This is a genomic window from Microcystis sp. CS-574, assembly GCF_028329095.1.
GTDB classification, from domain to species: Bacteria; Cyanobacteriota; Cyanobacteriia; order Cyanobacteriales; family Microcystaceae; genus Microcystis; species Microcystis ichthyoblabe_A.
In genome coordinates this window covers 1-20977 of the sequence record NZ_JAQMSY010000251.1, presented here as the reverse complement: position 1 = coordinate 20977, position 20977 = coordinate 1, and the positions used below count along the sequence as shown (strand labels likewise).

Genomic DNA, 20977 nt, shown 5'->3' with positions numbered 1-20977 from the left:
TTTTTAGCAAGCATCATTCATTTAATTGTGCTAATCTCCAAAAAATAGCTATTTTTTCATAATTTATAGCAGTTCTCACACCTGTGTGGCACAGTTAAACCTTTGCTGATTAAGCTTTTCAACCTCAACAATGTACCTCTTGTGAACAGGAAATGCTATATTTAGAACTAATTTATGAGTAAAAAAAAGTCTTGATCGACTTGGGCTTTGTGGCTAGTATGTAAAGCATCTAGCTTCTTCATTGGAGACACCTGAATGAAAGCCCTATTACTGTGGCCGCTGATGCCCAACTCCTTTTGGTCCTATCAAGAGACTTTAGATCTAGCCGGTTTAAGATCAACCAATCCGCCCCTGGGTTTAATTACAGTGGCGGCCCTATTGCCATCGGATTGGGGAATCCGGTTTGTTGATCGCAATGTCCGATTAGAAACGGCTTCGGATTGGGAGTGGTGCGATTTGGTCATCATCTCCGCCATGATCATTCAGAAAAAGGACTTTCAAGAATTGATTGCCAAAGGGTTGCAGTTGGGTAAAAAAGTGGCGGTGGGCGGGCCTTACCCCACCTCCTATCCAGAAGTTGCCCAAAAAGCTGGAGCAGATTACCTGATTCTCGATGAAGGAGAACTGACAATCCCGCTGTTCCTGGCGGCCCTGGAGCAGGGTGAACCGAGTGGTGTCTTTAGAGCCAGTGAGAAACCAGATGTCACCATGACACCGATCGCCCGCTATGATTTACTAGATCTGGATGCCTATCTGGCGATTACCGTGCAGTTTTCTCGCGGTTGCCCCTTTCAATGCGAATTTTGTGACATCATCAACCTCTATGGCCGCAAACCGCGCACCAAAACCCCAGAACAAATGTTGGCTGAGTTGGAGACGTTATATCAACTGGGCTGGAGGCGCTACATTTTTGTTGTGGATGACAACTTCATTGGCAATAAGCGGAATGCCAAGGTGTTTCTGCGGGAGTTGATCCCCTGGATGGAGCAACACCAGTATCCCTTTAAACTGATTACGGAAGCTTCCCTTAATCTGGCCGAAGACAGTGAACTGATTGAGTTAATGGTCAAGGCCGGCTTTATGCTGGTGTTTATGGGGATTGAGACACCAGATACCGATAGCTTAATGGGCATTAACAAGGTTCAAAACACCCGCCAATCCCTGATCGAATCCTGTCACAAAATTACCCGCATGGGGCTGCAGATTATGTCTGGCTTCATTATCGGTTTTGACAATGAGAAACCAGGCGCAGGGCAGCGGATCAAAGATTTTATTATGGAGGCGAGTATTCCCCAGGGGCAGTTTAGCCTGCTCCAGGCACTGCAAAATACTGCCCTGTGGAATCGCCTGCAACAGGAAGGTCGTCTGGTGGATGGCATGGGTACTTTCCATCAGGGAGCGATGATGAACTTTGAGCCAACTCGCCCGGTGGAAGAGATTACCGAAGAATACATCGATGCTTTCTGGGAAATCTACGATCCTGTTAACTACCTAAAACGAACCTTCAACCATTTCATGATCATGGGGGGATGGCGCGGCAAATCGAACCGTAAATTAGATGGGCAACAGTGGCAATTGTTCCGCTCCTTGCTCTGGCGGCAGGGGATTGTCCGACCGACGCGCTTCCGTTTCTGGTGGCAACTGGCAGTGATTGCCTGGGTCAAACCCCGTCTGCTAGAAGAGTATCTAGCAACCCTAGGGATAGGTGAGCATTTTTTTGCCTATCGCTATGAAGTAAGAGAACAATTACTAAAACAACTAGCCGATTTGAAGCAACAGAAAGCAAGGGTAGCCCAGCTGGAAAAAACGCTCAAAAGCTAGACAATAGCACCGACGAACAGTCAATGCAGACATTTTGGCGAATTTTTCTTTTGTACGATAGTTTTCCTGAGTTGAGATTCTCCCCCCTTACTTTAAGTAAGGGGGAAAAAAATCAATTGGCACGCTGTTCAACCAACAGTTGGTAAGCATGATTAAAATCAGCCGTTGTAATGCGAATATCAGCCGGGTCAGTCATTCCCTGATGGCGATAACGACGAATTGCCATCAGTGCCGCTTGGTTACATAATAACGCTAAATCTGCGCCATTCCAGCCTTCGGTTGCCTCGGCCCAATAGCCTAAATCCACATCCTCTAAAGGACGTTCATCATTATGAACCCCCAGAATTGCTAAACGACTGGAGGCATTGGGTAAATCAACTTTTAACTGTAAATCTAACCGTCCCGCTCGCAATAAGGCTGGATCTAAAGCATCTGGGCGATTAGTGGCTCCAATCACTAAAATCGTTGCCGCCGTTTGCAACCCATCTAACTCCGTGAGGATTTGTCCCACAACCCGGTCACTCACTCCTGAATCTCCACTATAACGACCTCTTGCCGGTGCTAAAGTATCAATTTCATCAATAAAAACCACACAAGGGGCTGCCTGACGAGCTTTGGCAAACAACTCACGCACCGCTTGTTCGCTCGCACCCACCCATTTACTCAAAAGCTCAGGTCCATTGATACTGATAAAATTAGCTCGCGCCTGAGATGCAACCGCTTTGGCCAATAAGGTTTTTCCCGTTCCGGGAGGACCCCAAAGTAAAATACCTTTGGGAGCTTGGGCTTTGGTTTGCGTATATAATTGCGGATGGAGTAATGCCCCTTCCACGGACTCCTGTAGGGTTTGTTTAATCTGTTCAAGTCCGCCAATATTGTCCCAGTCCACATGGGGAGACTCCACTTCCACAGACCGCAATACCGCCGGTTTAACTTCTTTAAGGGCTTGCAAAAAGTCGGCTTGGACTACCGTCATTGTTTCTGGAATTCGCGAGTCAATCGTAGGAACCTGGCGCCGCAAAGCACTATAGGCCGCTTTCTGGCAAACGGCTTTTAAATCTGACCCGACAAATCCCACCGCGTTATCGGCAATCAGATCTAAGGAAACTGATTCATCTAGGGGCATGGAACGGGTGAGAATTTGCAGGATTTCTAAACGGCCCTTGCGGTCAGGCACCCGAAAGAGGACTTCTCGGTCAAACCGTCCGGGGCGACGGAGGGCAGGGTCAAGATGGTCGGGACGGTTTGTCGCCGCTAGAACAATCACCCCCTGGCTTTGGGCAAAGCCATCCATTAAACCCAACAATTGGGCTACCAGTCTTTTTTCTACTTCCCCTTCAACTTTACTGCGATCGGGTGCCATGCTATCAATTTCGTCAATAAAAACGATACAAGGCGCATTCTTACTGGCTTTCTCAAAAATTCCCCGCAGTTTTTGCTCAGCCTCCCCATAATATTTGCTGATCACCTCTGGTCCGACTAAGGCAATATAGTTAACACCGAGTTCTTCGGCCAAAGCACGGGCAGTCAGGGTTTTGCCGGTTCCAGGGGGGCCGACTAAGAGAACGCCGCGAGTGGGTTCAAGTCCTAACTTGGCCAATAAGTCGGGGCGTTTCAGAGGAATGGCAATTAGTTCCTTGAGTTCTTTGATCACTTCCGTCAAGCCACCAACATCCTTCAGGGAAGCCGTGGTCGGTCCTTCGGGCGGTGTCACACTGTCTTCAACCCCTGAATCGGTGGGGGTATCGCGATTGCGATTAACCTCAAAATCATCCCCACCAGAATTGTTCGGGCGAGAAACTCCCCCTGAACGGGGAATACCGCCAGCACGGGGGATGTTACTCAAGGGACGAGAGTTAAACTGCACTTCGGTTTTAATTTCCCCTTTTTCCAGTTTTTCCTCTAAGGTTTTAGCCAGTTCGACTAATTGCTCAAAGCCTTTGAATAGTTCTACCATAAAATTTCTCCTGAGTCAAGTGAAGGATGGGGACGGGAGCATCTCATTTATGCAAGTGAGTAATTATACTTATCCATAAAACTGGTTTCTAGCAAGGCTTTCAAAATAGCTTGACATAAAAACCTGATTTAGGGGTTACAAAGGTGAGATGCTCCCGATGGGGACTGGGTAATAGATGGGGTTAAGAAGTCCGACTTTAAAGACTAATTACCTTTAAAATAACAGATCTGCCGCGGCTTTGACCCGGGCTAGAGGTTCTACAGACCGAGGTAAACTGGGTAAGCGGATCAAAGTTTGATCTGGGAATAAATCCCGATCAATTTCCTCATTAGCATGATAACGATTCTGCACGACGTAACGTTGATAGACTCCCTTTTTTTTCAGAGATGCTGTCAATCGCAGTTGTTCGGCAACGATGGCATCTTGGGCTTGCAAAACTCCAATAAATTCTGTATGTTGGGGGTCTTTGAGTTTTTCCTGGGCAGACATCACCTGTTGTCTTAAGATTCGCAATCGTCCCATTAAATCTACACGCCCTAAGACATCTTTATACTTCATCCAAAGCTTAAAAATCCAACTTAACCAATCTCCTAAAGCCGTTGGCATTTCTAAAAATCGCAGGAGATGACCGGTAGGAGCCGTATCTAAAATAATCAAATCTTGTTGTTTCTGGTCTAATAACTCCATTACTTTTACTAGGGACAACATTTCATCAATTCCTGGCAGAGATTGAGCGACAATTTGCCGCCAAGCTTCTGGAGTATAAGCTAGTTTGATGTTCCCTTCTTCCTTACCTTCACCACTAATCATTTCTGCCAGTTCCCATAAATAATCATCCCGAAATTTTTCTAAAACGATATTAGCATCAACTTCTTGACCACTTAAATTAGCAGTTAATTGTGTGGATTGATGTCCTAACTTTGTCCCAAAGGCATCTCCCAAAGAATGAGCCGGATCAATAGAAATAATTCTAATTTTTTGCTGGGGATGACTATTAGCTAACGCCCAACCAATGGCCGCGGCAACGGTGGTTTTTCCCACTCCCCCCTTGCCACCAATGATAATGAGTTGGCGTTTGTCGTCAATAAAATCACTAAAACTCGGCAGAATTTTTTGCGGCCATTGAATAGGAGGCGGGGCCATAAATTCTACTTTTTCGATAATTTCAATTTGACTCATGATCTGATCTAATGCTTCACCTCCTAGGGGTTCTTTTGCCTGTTGGGGCAGGGTGAAAATTGTTTCTTGACCTGGAATTTTTAGGAATTTATCGAGGAGTTGCTGTTGCTCACTGTAGCGATCTAAATTTTGATTAGGATCCGTTAGAATGCGATTAATAAATAATCTGCCGCAGGGAATATTTAAGTGATGCAAACTATTGAGTAATCGTTCGGTTTCTAATAAACTCATCGGTTCGGCAATTGCCACAATTAAACAAAGGGTAAAATCCCGATCTTGTAGGATTCGTTTGCCTTCGGTTAATTCTGCTTGTGTTTTGACTAAAAAGTCATCCACATCATCGGCATTGTAGGTTTTTGCAAAAGTTTGCGAAATAACACGATGTTTTTCTTGAAACAACTCTAAAGAATTTAAAATAATCTCTAAAAAGTCTTTAATCCCCAATAAATTCAAGGTATGACCAGAGGGAGCCATATCAACAACAATTCGATCTACAACATTCTCTATTAGTAATCGTTGAATTTCTAATAGACCCATAATTTCATCTAAACCTGGCCAGTCTAAATCCCAAACAGGAGTTAAATCTTCTCCTTCAACAAAACTGCCCCGTTCTACTAAAAGTTCTAAAAATTTTCCGTATTTTTCTTTAAATTCTAAGAGCAATTTTTCCGCATCTAATGCCCTAACTTTTAAGTTGGGTAAGTCTTTTACAGGTGATGCTTGATCGCTAACTTCTGTTTGCAATACATCCCCTAAAGAATGAGCAGGATCGGTTGAGATTAACAGTATTTGTTCCTCGGGAAATAATTTGGCCCAACGGCGAGCAAATCCACAGGAAAGGGTGGTTTTTCCCACTCCTCCTTTGCCACTAAACATAACTAAATGTCGAGTGTCATAGCAACTTAGAGCGTTATTTACCAAGTTAAAGTTAGTCATAGAGAAATCAAGTTAAGTAAAGTGATAGGGGGGAGAAACTTGTCCTAATTGTAATTGCCAACGGGGGCAGGCTTTCTGCCAATGCAAGACTTGCTCGATTAGTAAAGGTTCTTCTTGAAAATTAACTAAAAGATAAATTCGTGATTCTGTCCCCGGAGCAGTAATAATCCTAGTTGACGGATAGCTTTGGGTCACTAAATGTCCGAGATTTTGCCATTCTGAACCTTGCAAAGTATAAAAATCTTGTTGGGCTTCATAAAGCTGTTTTTTGGCTAAAAAATATTGTCTGCCCTTGCTTTCAGAAGAGAGTACAGGCTCCTCTGGCTTACGGGGAATACATTTTAAAAGATATTCTCCTTTTCCCTCAAGTTCTTCAATTTTTTCTTGATATTCTTGGGCATGAGAACAAAGATGAGTCAGTAAATTTTCTGCCTCTAAAAAAGATGTGCCAAAACGTAAGGGTAAAATAGTGGTTTGTTGAAATAGTTCACAGATAACTCGATCATGACATAAAACCGATTGAATCAAGCGTTCATCATCATTTTGTAAAGTGTCTAAACCAACTTCGGGTTCGACTACGGCCGAGAGAGAGCCAACAGTTATCAGTAACAATGGGTTAGCCATTCCAACGGGTAATTTTAGGCTTTCTATGGGGGTTTTCAAAAAAGCGTAAGTATATAGATTGTACAATTTCATAGGGTTGACCGAAAGAAAATTGACGATTTTTTACAAATTTTTATATTGGGGCGTTGATATGCTAGAATATTCTAAGTTATTCAGGGATTGTTATGACAACCACTCGTCCACCCAGACCAATTAGATCTAAAATTAGCACCATGCCTCGGAAACAATCTGAAGCAGATCACCAACTTGAGCTTTATAAGTTAATTACTGAAAAACAACGTATCCAAGAAAAATTAGAAATGATGGAGCGGCAGATTCAGCAATTAAAAAATCGTCTCACGTTTGTGACAGAGCAAATTGAGACTACAGAACAAAGTATTCAAAATTTGCGTACAGCCAACCCTCCTAGTGTAGCTAAAAAACCTGATTCCCCCAAAACTGTTGCTCACTCCTCTAATAATTCCAGTAATTTCCAAACTTTTTACCTAGAATATTAAGGCTTAACCAAGGGCTAGTTCTGACCAAGCTTCAACGAGTTCTCCAGCTTGTCAAATCCGCCCTTACTAAGCTTACAATCTGTGATTTTGTTCATGATCTATGTGGTGGGAAATATTGCAAGTTTAGAGAGAAGATTCAGATTCGTTTTCTGCCTCTTCTTCTTCTAAGGCTTGAATTTTTAATAAAAGTTCTTCTTCCTGAATTTCAAACTCCTCCTCAGAAATGTTACCCATATCGTAAGATAGTTGTAGGGATAATAACAATTTGTGCAAATTTTCCGCCTCATCATATTCTATATCTGCACGCTCTTGAATTTTCTCCCCAATCCAGATCAGACCCCCAATAGGACCGGTAACAGGAAGAAATAAAAGATCGAGAAACATAACTAATACTCTCCTTAGACAAGTTGGGCAAAGGTATAGGGTGCGGTTAAATTGTTATAGCGAATTCTTAGGCGATCACCAAACTGCTGATCGATCGCTTCAACGTTTTGGCTAAATTCCGGCTCTTGCTCCCAGGGAATTAAATAAGCTGCATTGTAAATCATGTCATCCGTCATCGGATCGCTTTCAATCACCTCTTGGGCGCGATGATTCAATTGCTCTCTAAAGACTTGAATAATGTCTTGTTTCCGTTGCAATACAGTAGCTTCAATGAGTTGACCTATATGGATAATTTCTTCCATATTTAAGTTTTTCCCCATCATCGCATCCCGTTCTTGTTTTAACTTAGGATTAGACTCCAAAGCCGCTTGTAATTCCCACTTATTATCCCAAAAAATCTTAATGCTAACCTCTCGTTGTCCTGACAGTTTAGCAAATAATTCTTTCAGTTGGGTTTTATAGGGAGTAATTAGTTGTTCGGTGACGGATTCCCAGGTTTTGATAACTAAGCCAAACCGCAGGGGCAACAACGTTGTAAACCCTGCTTCCATGACAGTTTCTAATACTTTTTCATGGCAAATTAAATAGCGACGGGATGCCAAATACTTCTCTTTATGAGCAGCGGAGTAGAGAAAACTAAAACCATCAATCATCTCACTGTGAACCGGCTCATTATCAATCCCCTGCAAAACCAGTCCGTCAGGAACTGGTTCGGGAAATATGCCATATAAATAAAGACCCACTGTCATCAGTATTCTCCCAAATTAAACCGGCTGAGAAGTTAAAACCAAACGAAGCTTTAGATGAATTAGATCTAGTTGAGCTAAACCCAGATCAACATTTCCTTCCACAACAACTCCTGTATTGAGAAGTCTATCCACTAATTCTAACACAGAAGGCTTAACACCCTCCTCTCCCGGGTAATAACTCCCTGCTTCCGGTAAAAGAGTGCCAAACTCTCCTAGGTGGACATTTAACTCTTCTGGCTCAACCTCAAAAATTTCACACAAATGGAGAACTTGTTCTTGCAATTTTTGGATACTTTCTGCAGCTCTATCTAAATCAGACTCACTGAGAACCCCTTTTTCCATTCGGCGAATGATTTGGGCTTCGAGCAATTGGCGTACCAGTTCCACAACAGTTAACAGTAAAGGGGCTAAACCAGCTTGGCTATTACTTTCTGGAGGGGTCAGCAAGGCTTGATTATCAGAATCGTAAGGTGTGCAAGCAAGGGTCATGGTTGGAGTTGGTAAATGAGGAGTTCTTAAGGGTGAGTCTCTAGTGGGAGGCTTGGCCAAGAAATTTTATCTGAGGGAAAAAATGATGTAATTAAACAATTTCAACCTTCCCCTGCCCTGTGAAGATTCCAGGGACGAATTTCTCCGACAGGAGGAATGTGCTTGATTATTTTAACTGGTATCATGGCCTTCGATTGCCTCCGATTGAGGTAGGAATTTTAAGGCTTGAAGTTCAGCTGCCGGGGTTTCTGTTAATAAGGCTTGGGATTGGCTACAGAGATAGGAGCCGCTTTCCCAGCCATTAATTGCCATCTCCCTTGCTCTATCAACAGAGGCAATCGTTAACTACTGTAAACTTCTTGACCGTTTGAGGATTCAGTTGAGGAATTTCAATATATATGAGGAATGTGATTGATCGTTGGGACTGCCATCACGTCTCTCCACTACACTCCATTTGGTTAAGGATTTTAAGGTTTGAAGTCGGCGTGAAAGTTCCAGGTTTTCCGCGAATAAAGCTTGGCATTGGCTAGGGAGGTAGGGATAACCTTGCAAGCTGTTAATCGCAGTTTCCCTGGCCTTATCAAGGGGGGCAATCGTCTCGTGTAAATTTCCTAACCTTTGAGGATTCAGGTGAGGAATTTCACGCATCTGAGGAATGTGCTTCATCGTTCGGACTGGTATCATGGCTCTCCGTTGCACTCAATTGGTTTAAGGATTTTAGGGTTTCAAGCTCAGTTTCCAGGGTTTGGAGTCGGAGCGAAAGTTCCCGATTTTCTGCTAGTAAAGCTTGGGATTGGCTATGGAGGTAGGGGTCTCCTTCCCACCAGTTGATTCCCATTTCCCTGGCTTTATCAACAGAGGCAATTAACAAACGAATGCGGATATTTATAAGTTCAGTGGAGGCGATCGAAACGGAAATATCGCCGGCAATTACAATTCCTTTATCTAAAACTCGTTCGAGTATATCCGCTAAACTCGAACCTTGAGTTGCTGTTTTTAGGGAGTTGCTTGACTGGTTTTTGAGCGAGCCAGCAAAAGTGGAAGAAGTCACGGTTGGTTTCACTCAATAAGAGTATAAAATTAGTCTTTTCGCTGGGGCAAGTTGCCTCGCAGTAAAGATTGAATGGCTTTTAACGATTGATTTCCTGTCGAAGGCTCAGGAGTTGACGCTTGGGCATCGGAAGGCTCCGTTTCCTCTATAAAGGATAAGGATTCTAACGGATTGTCCTCGAGGATTTCCCATAAAATCGCTCTTGACTTATCAACAGATAAATTGGTGCGGGACAACAGAACATCGGCGCATATATCACGGAAGTCCGAGTCAGAGGAATCGGCCGCAATATCGTGAGAGGCGCAGACTTTAGCAATCATTAAACAAGAGCGCAAACCCGACGTTTTTTCAGTCCCAGTTTTCACCCGGAAGGTTTTGACAAGGTTGACAATAAATAAAGCATCTTCTCGACCAATTCCCGTTTTTTGAGCAAGAATTTCTGTCTGAGTTAGTTGGTCTGGTTCAGGCATATTGATAGTTACCAACCGATCCATTAAAGCATCTTGGGTGGCATGAACCCCACAGTATTCTTCTGGGTTGGAGGTGAAAATTGCCCGAAACTGAGAATTGACTTGTAGGTAATCGGGTTGATGGCTAGTGGGGGGCAGGGTGAGAATTTTTTCTTCCAAGGCAGAGAGTAAAACGTTGTTGACCTCAGGCCGAGAACGATTGAACTCATCATAAACTAGGGTAAACCCTTCTCGACAGGCCATTGTTAACCGAGAATCCACCCAATTGTGTTTTAGCTCGTCTTCAACCTTGAGAACGCTGTGGATATAGTTATCCATCAGTTTTTTATGGGTGTAGCCAGACTGGCTACCAATTAAATCGGAACTGGTAAAGTCGTCATCGCCAAAGATCAGCATCACAGGTCTGGCTAAACAATTGGCCAAGTGCATTGCCAAGGTGGTTTTTCCCGTTCCTGCTGGACCACATAGATGGATGGAAAAACCAGCGTTTAGATAACGTAAGGCGCGAGTGGCAACTTGATCAATCGAAGGCGTAACAACAAATTGACCGGGGCGGAGGCTGAGGACGGATCTTCTTGTTTGAGTTTCAGTAAATGTCATAGTTGAAGTCTAGTAAATACCATTGATAATCCCCGCCTTGAGCGGACGGGTATTCTTGAGCTAACAATTGCCCGTTCAAATCTACCCTTAATAACCGATTAGGCAAAATCGTCTTCGGCTTTTAAGGCTTACCTCATAATATATAATATCCCAAAAGATCAGGAAGTGTCATCAATTACCTCTAGAACCTTGATTCTGAAGGTATTTTTAGGATATTCATTAGCCAAGGGGCTAAGGGGCTACAATTCTTGTATAGATTACTTTTCAAGACTTAAACAATGAAAAGCCCAGATGCAGTCCTTTTCCCTTACCTCCTTTGTCAATAAAAAACTACTAATCACGACATTAACTATAGACTGAGTGAAGCTTTATCATACTTTTTAATTTACCAGAGACCTAGAGCGGACTAAATGGGAACCCAACACTCCTAGGTTGAGTCTAGGAACTTAGAAAAGCAGGATCAGCATGGCAGGTTGAAAAGCAAAGGCTTATTGTTTTATTCTCAGATAGTCCTCTAGTTTAGCCAGGAAAAGGGACTAGAGGGTTTTTACTCTAGCCCTAGGCTTAAGTGGGTTGGAATTAACCTAGAGGTTTATTTGCCAAAAACGTAGATAGACAAATCTTGACGAAATTGACGCAATTCGTCTTTTAGCTGTTTCGCTTCAGCTAAACGTCGTTCTTGAAATTGACTTAAATCATCCTTCACCTGTTTGGCTCGATCTAGATGAAGTTGGCGTAATTCGTCCTCTAGCTGCTTCGCTGCCGCTAAACGCTGTTCTTGGAATTGACTTAAATCCTCTTTCAGCTGTTTAGCTCGATCTAGATGCTGTTGACGTAAGTCGTTCGCCAACTGTTTCGCTTCAGCTAAACGTTGTTCTTGGAATTGACTTAAATCGTCCTTTAGCTGTTTGGCTCGATCTAGACGCTGTTGCCGTAAGTCGTTGTCTAGCTGTTTCGCTGCCGCTAAACGTTGTTCTTGAAATTGACGTAAATCCTCTTTTTGCTTTTCCGCTTGAGCTAAACGCTGTTTTTGGGTAGCTGTTAAAAACAAGTGGCTTTCCTGTTGAACTTTTTGGAAAGACTGACGCAAGGCAGTTGCCTGTTCTTGCGCTTGTTTTTGTCTTTCAGTTTTAACATCCGACAAAAAAGCTTGGACTTCTTGCGAGAGTTTAGCTACCTCTCCAGCAATCGATAAACGCTCCTGGCGGAACTTTTCGATGAGAGCAGGCATGGGGTTGTCCTCAATTACTAAATACTATGGAATGGATTAGACCCAATCACCCGCTAGGAAAACCTTCACGGGGACTGGGGGAGAGACAGTAGAGTCCGACTTTTCTTATCACCCCAAAGTTGAGATAGTGAACTACCCTATCAATTATAGACTATTGCGCCCCAAGAGAGGGGTAACTAAACTCAATAGGGATTAAAGAAAAGCCGAGAATCTAGAAAACCTGGTCGGGTTTTAACTGAGCAGATAGGAGAATCTGGGATCAAGCCTTAAGCAGGAACCGCGGGGCGCGGCTTCCTAGCCCAAGAATGACCTTCTATTCCGAAAAATAGTGAGTCTCACACTCTGGTGATAGGGAGTAAACCTAGCTACAAAGGACAAAATCACGTTTGCCGTGCCAACCTTGTCAATCATAGAACACTACGCCCCAAGAGAGGGGTAACTGGACTCAATAGGGATTTAAAGAAAAGCCGAGAATCTGGAAAACCCAGTCGGGTTTTCACTCAGCCGATGGGAGAATCTGGGATGGATTCTTAAGCAGGAACCGCCGCAGATTGGGTCAGACCAACAGCTTCAGCATATTTGAGGTAGGTTTCAACAGAAGCGATAACTACACGAGCTTCAATCGCTAATAATTCGATTCCGACGAGAGATACGCGAGCCCAAGCATCAATAACGATACCTTTGTCAAGGATACGATCGATAACTTCAGCTAAGCTAGAGGAAGAGTTGGTTTTTTCGACTGCCATGGTAATAGACCTTTTTGTTAGTTGTATAGAAAGTGTACAGTGCTGATCCCAAAATTGATATATCGAACTACCGCATCTCAGGGGCGCGGCTCCCACACCAAAAATGACTTTCTATTCCGAAAAATAGTGAGTCTCACACTCTGGTGATAGGGGGTAATCCTAGCTACAAAGGACAAAATCACGTTTACAAAAATAATTTGTAGGGGTCTAGCTTCGTTTTCGCTATCCGTTGCCGTGTCAACTTGATCAGTTATAGACTATTGCGCCCCAAGAGAGGGGTAACTAAACTCAATAGGGATCAAAGAAAAGCTAAGAATTTGTAAACCCCAGCAGGGTGTTCACTGAGATCAATCCTTAAGCAGGAACCGCTGCAGATTGAGTCAGACCAACGGCTTCAGCATATTTGAGGTAGGTTTCAACCGAAGCGATAACTACACGAGCTTCAATTGCTAATAATTCGATTCCGACGAGAGATACGCGAGCCCAGGCATCAATAACGATACCTTTGTCAAGGATACGATCAATAACTTCAGCTAAGCTAGAGGAAGAGTTAGTTTTTTCGACTGCCATGGTAGTAGACCTTTTTGTTGTTTTCATAGAAAGTGTACGGTGCTGAAGTCATGGAGGATTCAGAAACTTGTTTGTTTTTTCTGCCTTCATCACTTCGGCATCTGAAGAATAACACCCTTTTTTTGTCGGTGTCAATACCTAATCTCGATTTTTTCGTTAAGAAATGTAGTTAATTCTCAGTTTTGTGCTTAATAAATATAGTTAGTTCTCAGAAAAGGCGGGTCAAGGTGGTTGCTGCTCCCCTTTTTTCTAAGCAAAACTTCCCATTGGGAGAGCAGGGCGAGCGCACCTAAAAACAAGACAAATACAAGAACCTTGGGGGATAACTGGACTTCCCCCCCCCAAGAAAAATAATCAAACCCTTAGAAACTGTTTGTAAACAAGTATTTAAATCGCCAAAGTCCTTACTTGACAAAGATCCTGAGTTTTTAGTTCATTTGCTCTATAAATCGCCAAAACCTTGACTTGGCGAGCTTTTTACATTAATTTACAAACGGTTTCTTACCCCAAGCTAGTCTTGGCGATTGTTCGACTACCCTTGATACCCTTGACTAGCTATAATCGACTCGGAAGGGTAGCTGGAGCCTGTTTTGATGGACACAGGACAAATAAACTAATAGTAAAAGCCTTGCTTTGCAAGGCTTTTAGGTGCTTAAGGCACGAATGTATTGAAATTTTAGTTTTAATGATCGCTATCTTAGGTGTTATTTGCGGGGACCAGGGGTGGACAGACTTGACAATCTAGCCATCACAATGCGAAGATGTGTGATGGGAAATTCTTGCTTCACAGAAACCTGCTTTTTGAGAGAGTCCCAACCAGTCTTACAGTCTCTCCACAAGCTTAAACTCCTGACTGCCCATCAGCATTTGTTGACAGGATTCTTATTCCTTCTGATCTTGAATTCTTGGCTGCATTCGTGATAGGTCTTGCATTCTGGACTTATTCATCTTTATATCATTTTTCAAAAGTAATGACAGACTTAGTTGATCATTTCAAAGCGCAATCCCTCTCGGAGAAAGGAATTGCACTTTCAGATGTTAGTCACGACTATTGAAAATTGGTATCAGCTATTTCTTCGGGGACTGTAGCCACTATTTTCAGAGATTGCTGTAATGGCGATTGGCTGACGTCCGTTTAAGTGGATTGACTGGCCAGAAATTGTCTTTGATAGTCTAAAAACTCGCCGTGCCATTCCGCAAAACGCCGCTCCCCATCTTTGACTAAAAGTTGGCGGTAGGCTTCCGAGGAAATCCAGGGCTTTGTTGGGCGTTGTTGGGCAGAACGAGCTTGGTATTCAGCCGTTGATTGACGGCATTGGTTGTGATAATTTTGGTGCCATTCCTGATAGCGCCGTTCTCCATCCCGCACGAGGGCTTGGCGATAGGCTTCTGAAGATAGACTCATGGTGTTACTCCTTTTCAAATCCCTTGATGGCTTGGCCAGGATTATAACACAATGGGTGAACTACCGAGCGCCGACCTCTCGTCAAGGTAAAATATAGGCCTTTGCCCTCAGGGGCAAGGTTTTTTGGCTCTCTTAGGTTTGGTGGGTAAAATGTATTCTAAGATACAGTCTTGCTGGCGAGCTAGTGGAAAGAACCACAAAGACACAAAGGACACAAAGATTGATCGCTCTTATATAAGTTAAACTTATGACACAAAGAATAAGAGAGCCATTTTTTTGCTCTTGTGAGCCTGATTTGGCAAAGAAATGCCATATTTCTATTAGCACCGTTGTAAAAATCTCTGGAGAGTTGAGTTACTAATATGGTTAAAATTATCAGTCGTCAATCATTGGGAAGAAAAACCGTTTACGATATTGGTGTAAAGAAAGATCATAATTTTTTGCTGGGCAACGGGTTAATTGCCTCCAATTGTTTTAATAAATCTCACTCTACCGCTTATGCTTACGTCACCTATCAAACTGCTTATTTAAAAGCTAATTATCCTGTGGAATATATGACAGCGTTACTAACTGCTAGTAGCGATAATCAGGATAAGGTGGAAAAGTATCGAGAAAACTGTCAGAAAATGAATATCGATGTCGAACCTCCCGACATCAATCGATCGCAAAAACATTTTACCCCGATTGGGCGCAAAATTCTCTTTGGTTTGTCCGCAGTTAGAAATCTGGGCGAAAATGCGATCGAGGCTATTTTAAAAGCGCGGGAAGCAACAGGAGGAAAGTTTACTTCCTTAGGGGATTTTTGCGAGCGTGTTGATTTACGAGTGATCAACAAAAGAGCTTTAGAAACGCTAATTTATTGCGGTGCTTTTGATAAAATTCAACCGAATCGCCATCAATTAATTGAAGATTTGGAATTAGTAGTTGCTTGGGCGCAAAAACGCACCAAAGAGAAAGAAAGTGGTCAAATGAATATTTTTGATATGCTAGGAGGTAGCACAGAAAATAAACAAGAATCCGAGTTTGAACAGTCTCCCAGTGCCACCGCAGTAGAAGATTTTTCCCTACAGGAAAAGTTAAAACTGGAAAAAGAACATTTGGGTTTTTATGTTTCCGAACATCCTTTAAAAGCTTTACAAAGAGCTGCTCAAGTCCTATCTCCCATCAATTTAGCTGACTTAGAAGAACACAAAACCAGAAAAAAAGTCAGTGCCATTGTCCTATTAAATGCCGTCAAGAAAATTATGACCAAAAAAGGGACTCCCATGGCTTTTTTAACCCTAGAAGATGCCTCGGGACAGTCGGAAGCGGTGGTTTTTTCCGATAGCTACGAACGTCTGCAAAAATTATTAGTGGAGGAAGCAACTTTAATGGTGTGGGGAAAAGTGGATCGCCGAGATGATCGGGTACAATTAATTATCGAAGATGCGGAACCGATCGAAACCATTAAAATGGTGATGGTTAATTTATCGCTGCAAGATGTCGTCAACCAAAATCGTCAAAATCTTCTTAAAAGTATTCTGCAATCGGGAGACAAACAAAAGGCAAAAGTTCCCGTTATTGCCACCATCGGTGCGGGAACTCAGCGTCAATTTGTGCGTTTAGGACAAAACTATTGGGTAGAGGATGACAATTCAGTGGTAGAGTCTCTGAAAGTTGCCGGTTTTCTGGCTAATTCCGCACCTCTGATTAATCATTAAATGCTAACTGGCAATCACCCAAGGGCCATGATTGCGCCAATATTGTTCCTGTAAAACCTTTTCGATTTCCCGTTTCGATAATAATTCTTTTTCCACCCACAAAATCAAGATAAATATGGATTTTGATCAACTCTTTGACACTATTGCCACTCTTGTCCTCCATCATTCTCCTAGTGGGATGGAAACGGAAATCGATCGCTTTTTACTAGAACGCTTTCAAGAGTTAGGATTAGAAACATGGCAAGATCAAGCGGGAAATGTCATCGGCAAGATTAGAGGACGGGATTCGACTAAAAAAATTGCTATTACCGGTCATAAAGACGAAATTGGGGCTATTATCAAAGCAATTAATCCCGATGGTACTCTGCAAATTCGCCAACTCGGGGGAGCTTTTCCTTGGATTTACGGAGAGGGAGTGGTGGATATTATCGGTGATAAAGGAACCAGATCGGGGATTCTCTCCTTTGGTTCCCGTCATATTTCCCATCAATCCCCGCAAAAAGTGCAGCAGGAAAACACTCCCGTCACCTGGGAATCCGCATGGATAGAGACGAAATTGACTCCAGAAGAATTAGACGCTTGCGGGGTGCGCGTCGGTAGTCGAGTCGTGGTGGGAAAACACCGAAAACAACCCTTGCGACTAAAAGACTACATTGCCAGTTATACCCTTGATAATAAAGCTTCCGTGGCGATTCTTTTGGCATTAGCGGCCAGAATAATTAACCCTGCGGTGGATATATATCTGGTTGCCTCAGCTAAGGAGGAGGTAGGAGCATTAGGGGCCTTATTTTTTACCGCAAATAACCGCTTAGATGCTTTAATTGCCCTAGAAATCTGTCCCCTCGCTCCTGAATATCCGATTAAGGATGGCAGCAGTCCTGTGTTATTGTCTCAGGATGGTTACGGTATCTATGATGAGCAATTAAATCAAGAATTACGAATTGCGGCCGAAAAGGCGGGAATACCGCTGCAATTAGCCATTATTAGTGGTTTTGGTAGCGATGCCTCCATTGCCATGAAATTCGGTCATATAGCTAAGGCCGCTTGCTTAGGTTTTCCCACCCAAAACACCCACGGTTATGAAATCGCCCATTTAGGAGCCATAGCCAACTGCATTAGCATATTACAAGCTTATTGTCAACTAATTTAGCTATTTTTAGCAAAAAACCAGAGCATCAATAGAATAATAGCGATCGCTAGTCCGATAAAAACAGTATTTTTATGCTGCTCTAACTGCATGGGTGCGGGGGGTTCTTCTTTTTTCTGTTTATTTGTTCCCTTTTTAAATTGCGGTGCGCTATCGGGAAGTTTCTCTAAATCGGGAATCTTCGTCATCCACTCATCTGGGCGTTTGAGACGGGGAGCTTCGATAATATAAAGCAGACGCTTGGCCTGTTCGCGAATTTGATAGATAGGATGGGTAATAAGTTGCCTACAGATTTCACTAGCTTTCTCCCCCTCTCCTAACCCCTGATGGGCAGAAATTAACCAAATTTGAATCTCACCCCCTGCTCGAGATCCTAAGGAAATTAAGGCTAAAGCCGCATTTAATTGCTGGATACTAAGACGATATTGTCCACGCTCAAAGGCACTGATTCCAGCTTGATAAAGGTCTTGAAAAGAAAGATTTTCGGCCACGGAGTCAAGATCGAGATAAATGAAATCTTACATAAGTATAGCAACAGGTAAGAAGCAAAAGGAAACTCTCGGCCATTGAGAATGAGAATCTTGACAAAAATCTGTTAGACTTTCTGCTAAACCTGTTAAAGCTGTACGGCATGAAAGAGAGTAACTCCCTGTCACTAACTATATTAGTGATCGCCACCACAATAATTAGTGTAGTTTTGGGGATTTTATTTGACGAAAAAGCATCTTTATTAGGTATTTTGGCAGTTCCTGCCATGGTTGCTTCTTTTATCCATCCCCGTCTGGGATTATTAGCCCTGCTCATCTATCTTCCCCTGAGTAATACCGTCACTTTTGCCGTAGTGAGAGTTTTTCAGGTAAAGGGCAACTTCATTGGTGAAGAGCCATCCTATGCTCTCTACAAAATCGCCAAGGATGCCTTTTATTTACCAGCTTTAGCGGCAATTTTAATTAAAACCAAAACTTTTAAGCAATTAAGCCCGCAAATCAAGCCTTTTCTCCTCACGGCTTTAATTTTACTTGCCATCAGCTTGATAACTTTTCTTTTTGTCAATCTGCCCCAAGGATCAATTGCTGTGGGAATTGTGGGATTAAAAACCATCCTCGGTTATATTCCCCTGGTTCTCTGTGGCTACTATTTAATCGAGCAAAAACGGGATTTATTCGTGGTTAATCGGCTTTTAATCGTGATGATTTTAGTCTGTTGCAGTTTAGCTCTAATTCAATACTTTTTACTCCTCCAAGGCATCTGTCACAATAGTGAATTCTTCAATCAACTAGAAGTTAATGCCCCGAAATCCGATACCCAATTTTATCCAGATATTACCGCCAAAGCCAGCTTGAAAGCTCAATGTTTTGTCGGGGGTTCGGTGTTGTATAATCCCGATCGAGGCTTAATTCGTCTCCCCGGCACATTTTCCGATCCTTGGCAATGGGGTTGGTTTTTAGTATCTAGTAGCGTCATCAGTTACGCAGCCAGTTTTAGTGATCCACAAAAAAGATGGCGCGTCGCTGGTTGGGTGGCCATAGTTTTAGTCTTCCTTGCGACTCTGGTTTCTGGACAAAGATTACCTTTTTTGCTAGTACCTTTGTTTTACTTAGTTCTTTTTATTGCTACTAGCAAAAATAAGCAAAAGTTACCATTAAAATTGGTAATTGTGGCGATGCTTTCCCTGCTCGCGGTGATGTTAATTCCCTTTATTCGGGAAAGAGGGCTAAATTTTATCGGTCGCTGGCTATATTCGTCTCCCATTGACTTTGTAGGCAATCAAATGCAGTGGGCCTTAAGATATTTACAGCTTTTTGGTTTTGGTTTAGGCACAGCTACCACTGGCGCTCGTCATATAGTGGGGGAAGATGGGATAAGACTAATTGAAACCTACTACGCTAAACTTATCTACGAAATCGGTATCGTCGGTTTTATCACTCTTATGGTACTGGTGACAATTCTCTGTATTCTCACCTTTAAAGCCTATTTAAAAGTAAAAAATCCCGCTTTAAAGCATTGGGGTCTCTGTATCTGGATTTTTATACTTTTTATTAGCTATAATCCCTACTATTATCCTCTCTCCGTCGAGCCTGTTTCTGTTTACTATTGGTTATTCGCTGGAATATTGCTAAAACTGCCAGAAATCAGCGATAAATTGGAAGATGAGGCGGGATTTCCCGAAAAAAATGAAGTGGAGAATTAAGAGGATTTTTATCGATAATTACATTATCTCTCGACTGATAGGAGTTAACCGCAATGACAGAAGAAACCATTCCCTATTCCCTCGAATCTGTCCTTAAGGAAATTAAAAATAGTATTCAAAGTGTTGATCGAAAGCTAGACACCTTACAGCAAGATGTTGATCAAAAGCTAGATAATCTCGAAAAAGATTTCGATCAAAAGCTAGAAACCTTACACAAATTGGTGGTGGGTTAATAATTGGGGGTGGGCGAACGCGGTTCGCCCCTACAGATAAACAAAATTGAATTTTTTGATTAATTCGATATTGGTGGTGGGCTAATTATTGGCTCTGGGCGAACGCGGTTCGCCCCTACTGTTTTATATTCTCGCTTAAAACAACAAATCTAAATATAATTCTTGTGATTGTTGATCGATTGCCAGATAATCTCGATCATTTGTCCAGTTTTTGGGATTGTTAATAATATATTCTCGAACAACTGCTAGATACTTTTCATCTCGAAGAATTGATTCATAATAATTGCGTTGCCAGATAGGAGTATCTGTGTTCTGTCGAAGCAAATTAATTCGTTTAGTAACCGCCGATTTAAACCCCGCAATACATGACGATAAAGAATTTGGTTTCTGCTGTAGGGGCGCATCGCGTGCGCCCAAATTAGAGGCGCATCGCGTGCGCCCAAATCTAGAGGCGCATCGCGTGCGCCCAAATCTAGAGGCGCATCGCGTGCGCCCAAACTCTGATCGTCGCCAGAATAATCATTAATTATAACAATTCCATGAAAATGATTGGGCATAATAACCCATTCATCCAATTTAAAATTAGGTCGAATTTTGCAGGTTTTTAGCCATTCATCAGCGACAATTTTTCCTAATTGATTAAGGTATATTTGCCCATTTTTGATTTCTCCAAACCAGGATTGTTTTTGGTAGGTACAAATAGTGACAAAATATGCTCCGGGTTGGGAATAATCATAATTTCTGAGGCGAATAGAACGACGATGATGTTTTTCAGGATCAAAGGTCATATATATTCCCGCAATACTAACAAAACCTCTTATCAATTCCCATCATAAGCGATCGCAATTCACACCGACGTATTTTTCCTGAAACCCCCAAAAAACCCCCCCAAAACCTGTAGGGGCGCACCGCGTGCGCCCAACCCCCACCAAAAAACCCCAAAAAACCCAACCCCCCAAAACCCGTAGGGGCGCATCGCGTGCGCCCAAACTCTGAT

The 20977-nt window shown here is 42.7% G+C and carries 22 protein-coding genes; 6 read left to right on the top strand and 16 right to left on the bottom strand.

What is annotated here, in order from left to right:
• Positions 1–255 precede the first annotated feature (255 nt).
• Complete coding sequence (locus tag PN470_RS20565) at positions 256–1821, top strand: B12-binding domain-containing radical SAM protein (RefSeq protein WP_271936443.1); 1566 nt, start codon at positions 256–258, stop codon at positions 1819–1821.
• A gap of 112 nt (positions 1822–1933) precedes the next feature.
• On the opposite strand, the gene PN470_RS20560 is transcribed toward PN470_RS20565, so the two are convergent.
• From PN470_RS20560 to PN470_RS20550, 3 genes are all read right to left on the bottom strand, one after another.
• Positions 1934–3778, bottom strand: a complete 1845-nt coding sequence (locus tag PN470_RS20560) for an AAA family ATPase (protein ID WP_271936445.1) — start codon at positions 3776–3778, stop codon at positions 1934–1936.
• Positions 3779–3991: 213 nt separating this feature from the next.
• Complete coding sequence (locus tag PN470_RS20555) at positions 3992–5893, bottom strand: ArsA family ATPase (RefSeq protein WP_103112398.1); 1902 nt, start codon at positions 5891–5893, stop codon at positions 3992–3994.
• Positions 5894–5905: 12 nt separating this feature from the next.
• Positions 5906–6589, bottom strand: coding sequence for a GvpL/GvpF family gas vesicle protein (locus PN470_RS20550; protein ID WP_002735492.1), 684 nt, complete (start codon positions 6587–6589; stop codon positions 5906–5908).
• Positions 6590–6681: 92 nt separating this feature from the next.
• On the opposite strand from PN470_RS20550, the gene PN470_RS20545 reads away from it, so the two are divergent.
• Positions 6682–7014: a gas vesicle protein gene (locus PN470_RS20545; protein WP_002758520.1), complete on the top strand. Its 333-nt coding sequence runs from the start codon at positions 6682–6684 to the stop codon at positions 7012–7014.
• Positions 7015–7137: 123 nt separating this feature from the next.
• Here the strand turns inward: PN470_RS20545 and PN470_RS20540 are convergent, their stop codons facing one another.
• The 11 genes from PN470_RS20540 to PN470_RS20490 form a co-directional block, all read right to left on the bottom strand.
• Entirely contained in the window at positions 7138–7398 is a 261-nt protein-coding gene (locus tag PN470_RS20540; RefSeq protein ID WP_002736124.1) for a gas vesicle protein GvpG, read from the bottom strand.
• Positions 7399–7412: 14 nt separating this feature from the next.
• Positions 7413–8147 carry a GvpL/GvpF family gas vesicle protein gene (locus PN470_RS20535; protein ID WP_103112399.1) on the bottom strand — a complete coding sequence of 245 codons (735 nt, stop codon included), beginning with the start codon at positions 8145–8147 and terminating at the stop codon, positions 7413–7415.
• 15 nt (positions 8148–8162) lie between these two features.
• On the bottom strand, positions 8163–8636 hold the full coding sequence (locus tag PN470_RS20530; RefSeq protein WP_002737325.1) for a gas vesicle protein K: 474 nt from the start codon (positions 8634–8636) through the stop codon (positions 8163–8165).
• A gap of 171 nt (positions 8637–8807) precedes the next feature.
• Positions 8808–8948 (bottom strand): hypothetical protein, encoded by a 141-nt coding sequence (locus PN470_RS20525; RefSeq protein WP_002773815.1) that lies wholly within the window; start codon positions 8946–8948, stop codon positions 8808–8810.
• 63 nt (positions 8949–9011) lie between these two features.
• On the bottom strand, positions 9012–9320 hold the full coding sequence (locus PN470_RS20520) for a gas vesicle protein (protein ID WP_334310463.1): 309 nt from the start codon (positions 9318–9320) through the stop codon (positions 9012–9014).
• Complete coding sequence (locus PN470_RS20515; protein WP_002738199.1) at positions 9277–9687, bottom strand: gas vesicle protein; 411 nt, start codon at positions 9685–9687, stop codon at positions 9277–9279. The genes PN470_RS20520 and PN470_RS20515 overlap by 44 nt, the downstream gene beginning before the upstream one ends.
• A gap of 29 nt (positions 9688–9716) precedes the next feature.
• Complete coding sequence (gene gvpN, locus PN470_RS20510; RefSeq protein WP_069475168.1) at positions 9717–10757, bottom strand: gas vesicle protein GvpN; 1041 nt, start codon at positions 10755–10757, stop codon at positions 9717–9719.
• A gap of 592 nt (positions 10758–11349) precedes the next feature.
• Entirely contained in the window at positions 11350–11988 is a 639-nt protein-coding gene (gene gvpC, locus PN470_RS20505) for a gas vesicle protein GvpC (protein ID WP_016516775.1), read from the bottom strand.
• A gap of 530 nt (positions 11989–12518) precedes the next feature.
• Positions 12519–12734, bottom strand: a complete 216-nt coding sequence (gvpA, locus tag PN470_RS20500; protein WP_002735503.1) for a gas vesicle structural protein GvpA — start codon at positions 12732–12734, stop codon at positions 12519–12521.
• A 354-nt stretch (positions 12735–13088) separates the two neighbouring features.
• The gene (gene gvpA, locus PN470_RS20495; protein ID WP_002735503.1) at positions 13089–13304 is read right to left on the bottom strand and encodes a gas vesicle structural protein GvpA; all 216 of its coding nucleotides are present in this window, start codon (positions 13302–13304) and stop codon (positions 13089–13091) included.
• Between the two features lie 1135 nt (positions 13305–14439).
• Entirely contained in the window at positions 14440–14709 is a 270-nt protein-coding gene (locus tag PN470_RS20490) for a hypothetical protein (RefSeq protein WP_002736360.1), read from the bottom strand.
• A gap of 362 nt (positions 14710–15071) precedes the next feature.
• On the opposite strand from PN470_RS20490, the gene PN470_RS20485 reads away from it, so the two are divergent.
• Positions 15072–16409, top strand: coding sequence for a helix-hairpin-helix domain-containing protein (locus PN470_RS20485; protein ID WP_272105014.1), 1338 nt, complete (start codon positions 15072–15074; stop codon positions 16407–16409).
• A gap of 115 nt (positions 16410–16524) precedes the next feature.
• Positions 16525–17559, top strand: coding sequence for a M42 family metallopeptidase (locus PN470_RS20480; RefSeq protein WP_002735744.1), 1035 nt, complete (start codon positions 16525–16527; stop codon positions 17557–17559).
• Here PN470_RS20480 and PN470_RS20475 read toward each other — a convergent pair.
• A complete protein-coding gene (locus PN470_RS20475) occupies positions 17556–18047 on the bottom strand; it encodes a hypothetical protein (protein ID WP_002755330.1) in 492 nt (163 codons plus the stop codon). The genes PN470_RS20480 and PN470_RS20475 overlap by 4 nt on opposite strands.
• A 140-nt stretch (positions 18048–18187) precedes the next feature.
• On the opposite strand from PN470_RS20475, the gene PN470_RS20470 reads away from it, so the two are divergent.
• Entirely contained in the window at positions 18188–19747 is a 1560-nt protein-coding gene (locus tag PN470_RS20470) for a hypothetical protein (protein WP_271936456.1), read from the top strand.
• A 53-nt stretch (positions 19748–19800) separates the two neighbouring features.
• Positions 19801–19980 (top strand): hypothetical protein, encoded by a 180-nt coding sequence (locus PN470_RS20465; RefSeq protein WP_002736780.1) that lies wholly within the window; start codon positions 19801–19803, stop codon positions 19978–19980.
• A gap of 245 nt (positions 19981–20225) precedes the next feature.
• On the opposite strand, the gene PN470_RS20460 is transcribed toward PN470_RS20465, so the two are convergent.
• A complete protein-coding gene (locus PN470_RS20460; protein ID WP_272105012.1) occupies positions 20226–20768 on the bottom strand; it encodes a transposase in 543 nt (180 codons plus the stop codon).
• Between the last annotated feature and the right edge of the window lie 209 nt (positions 20769–20977).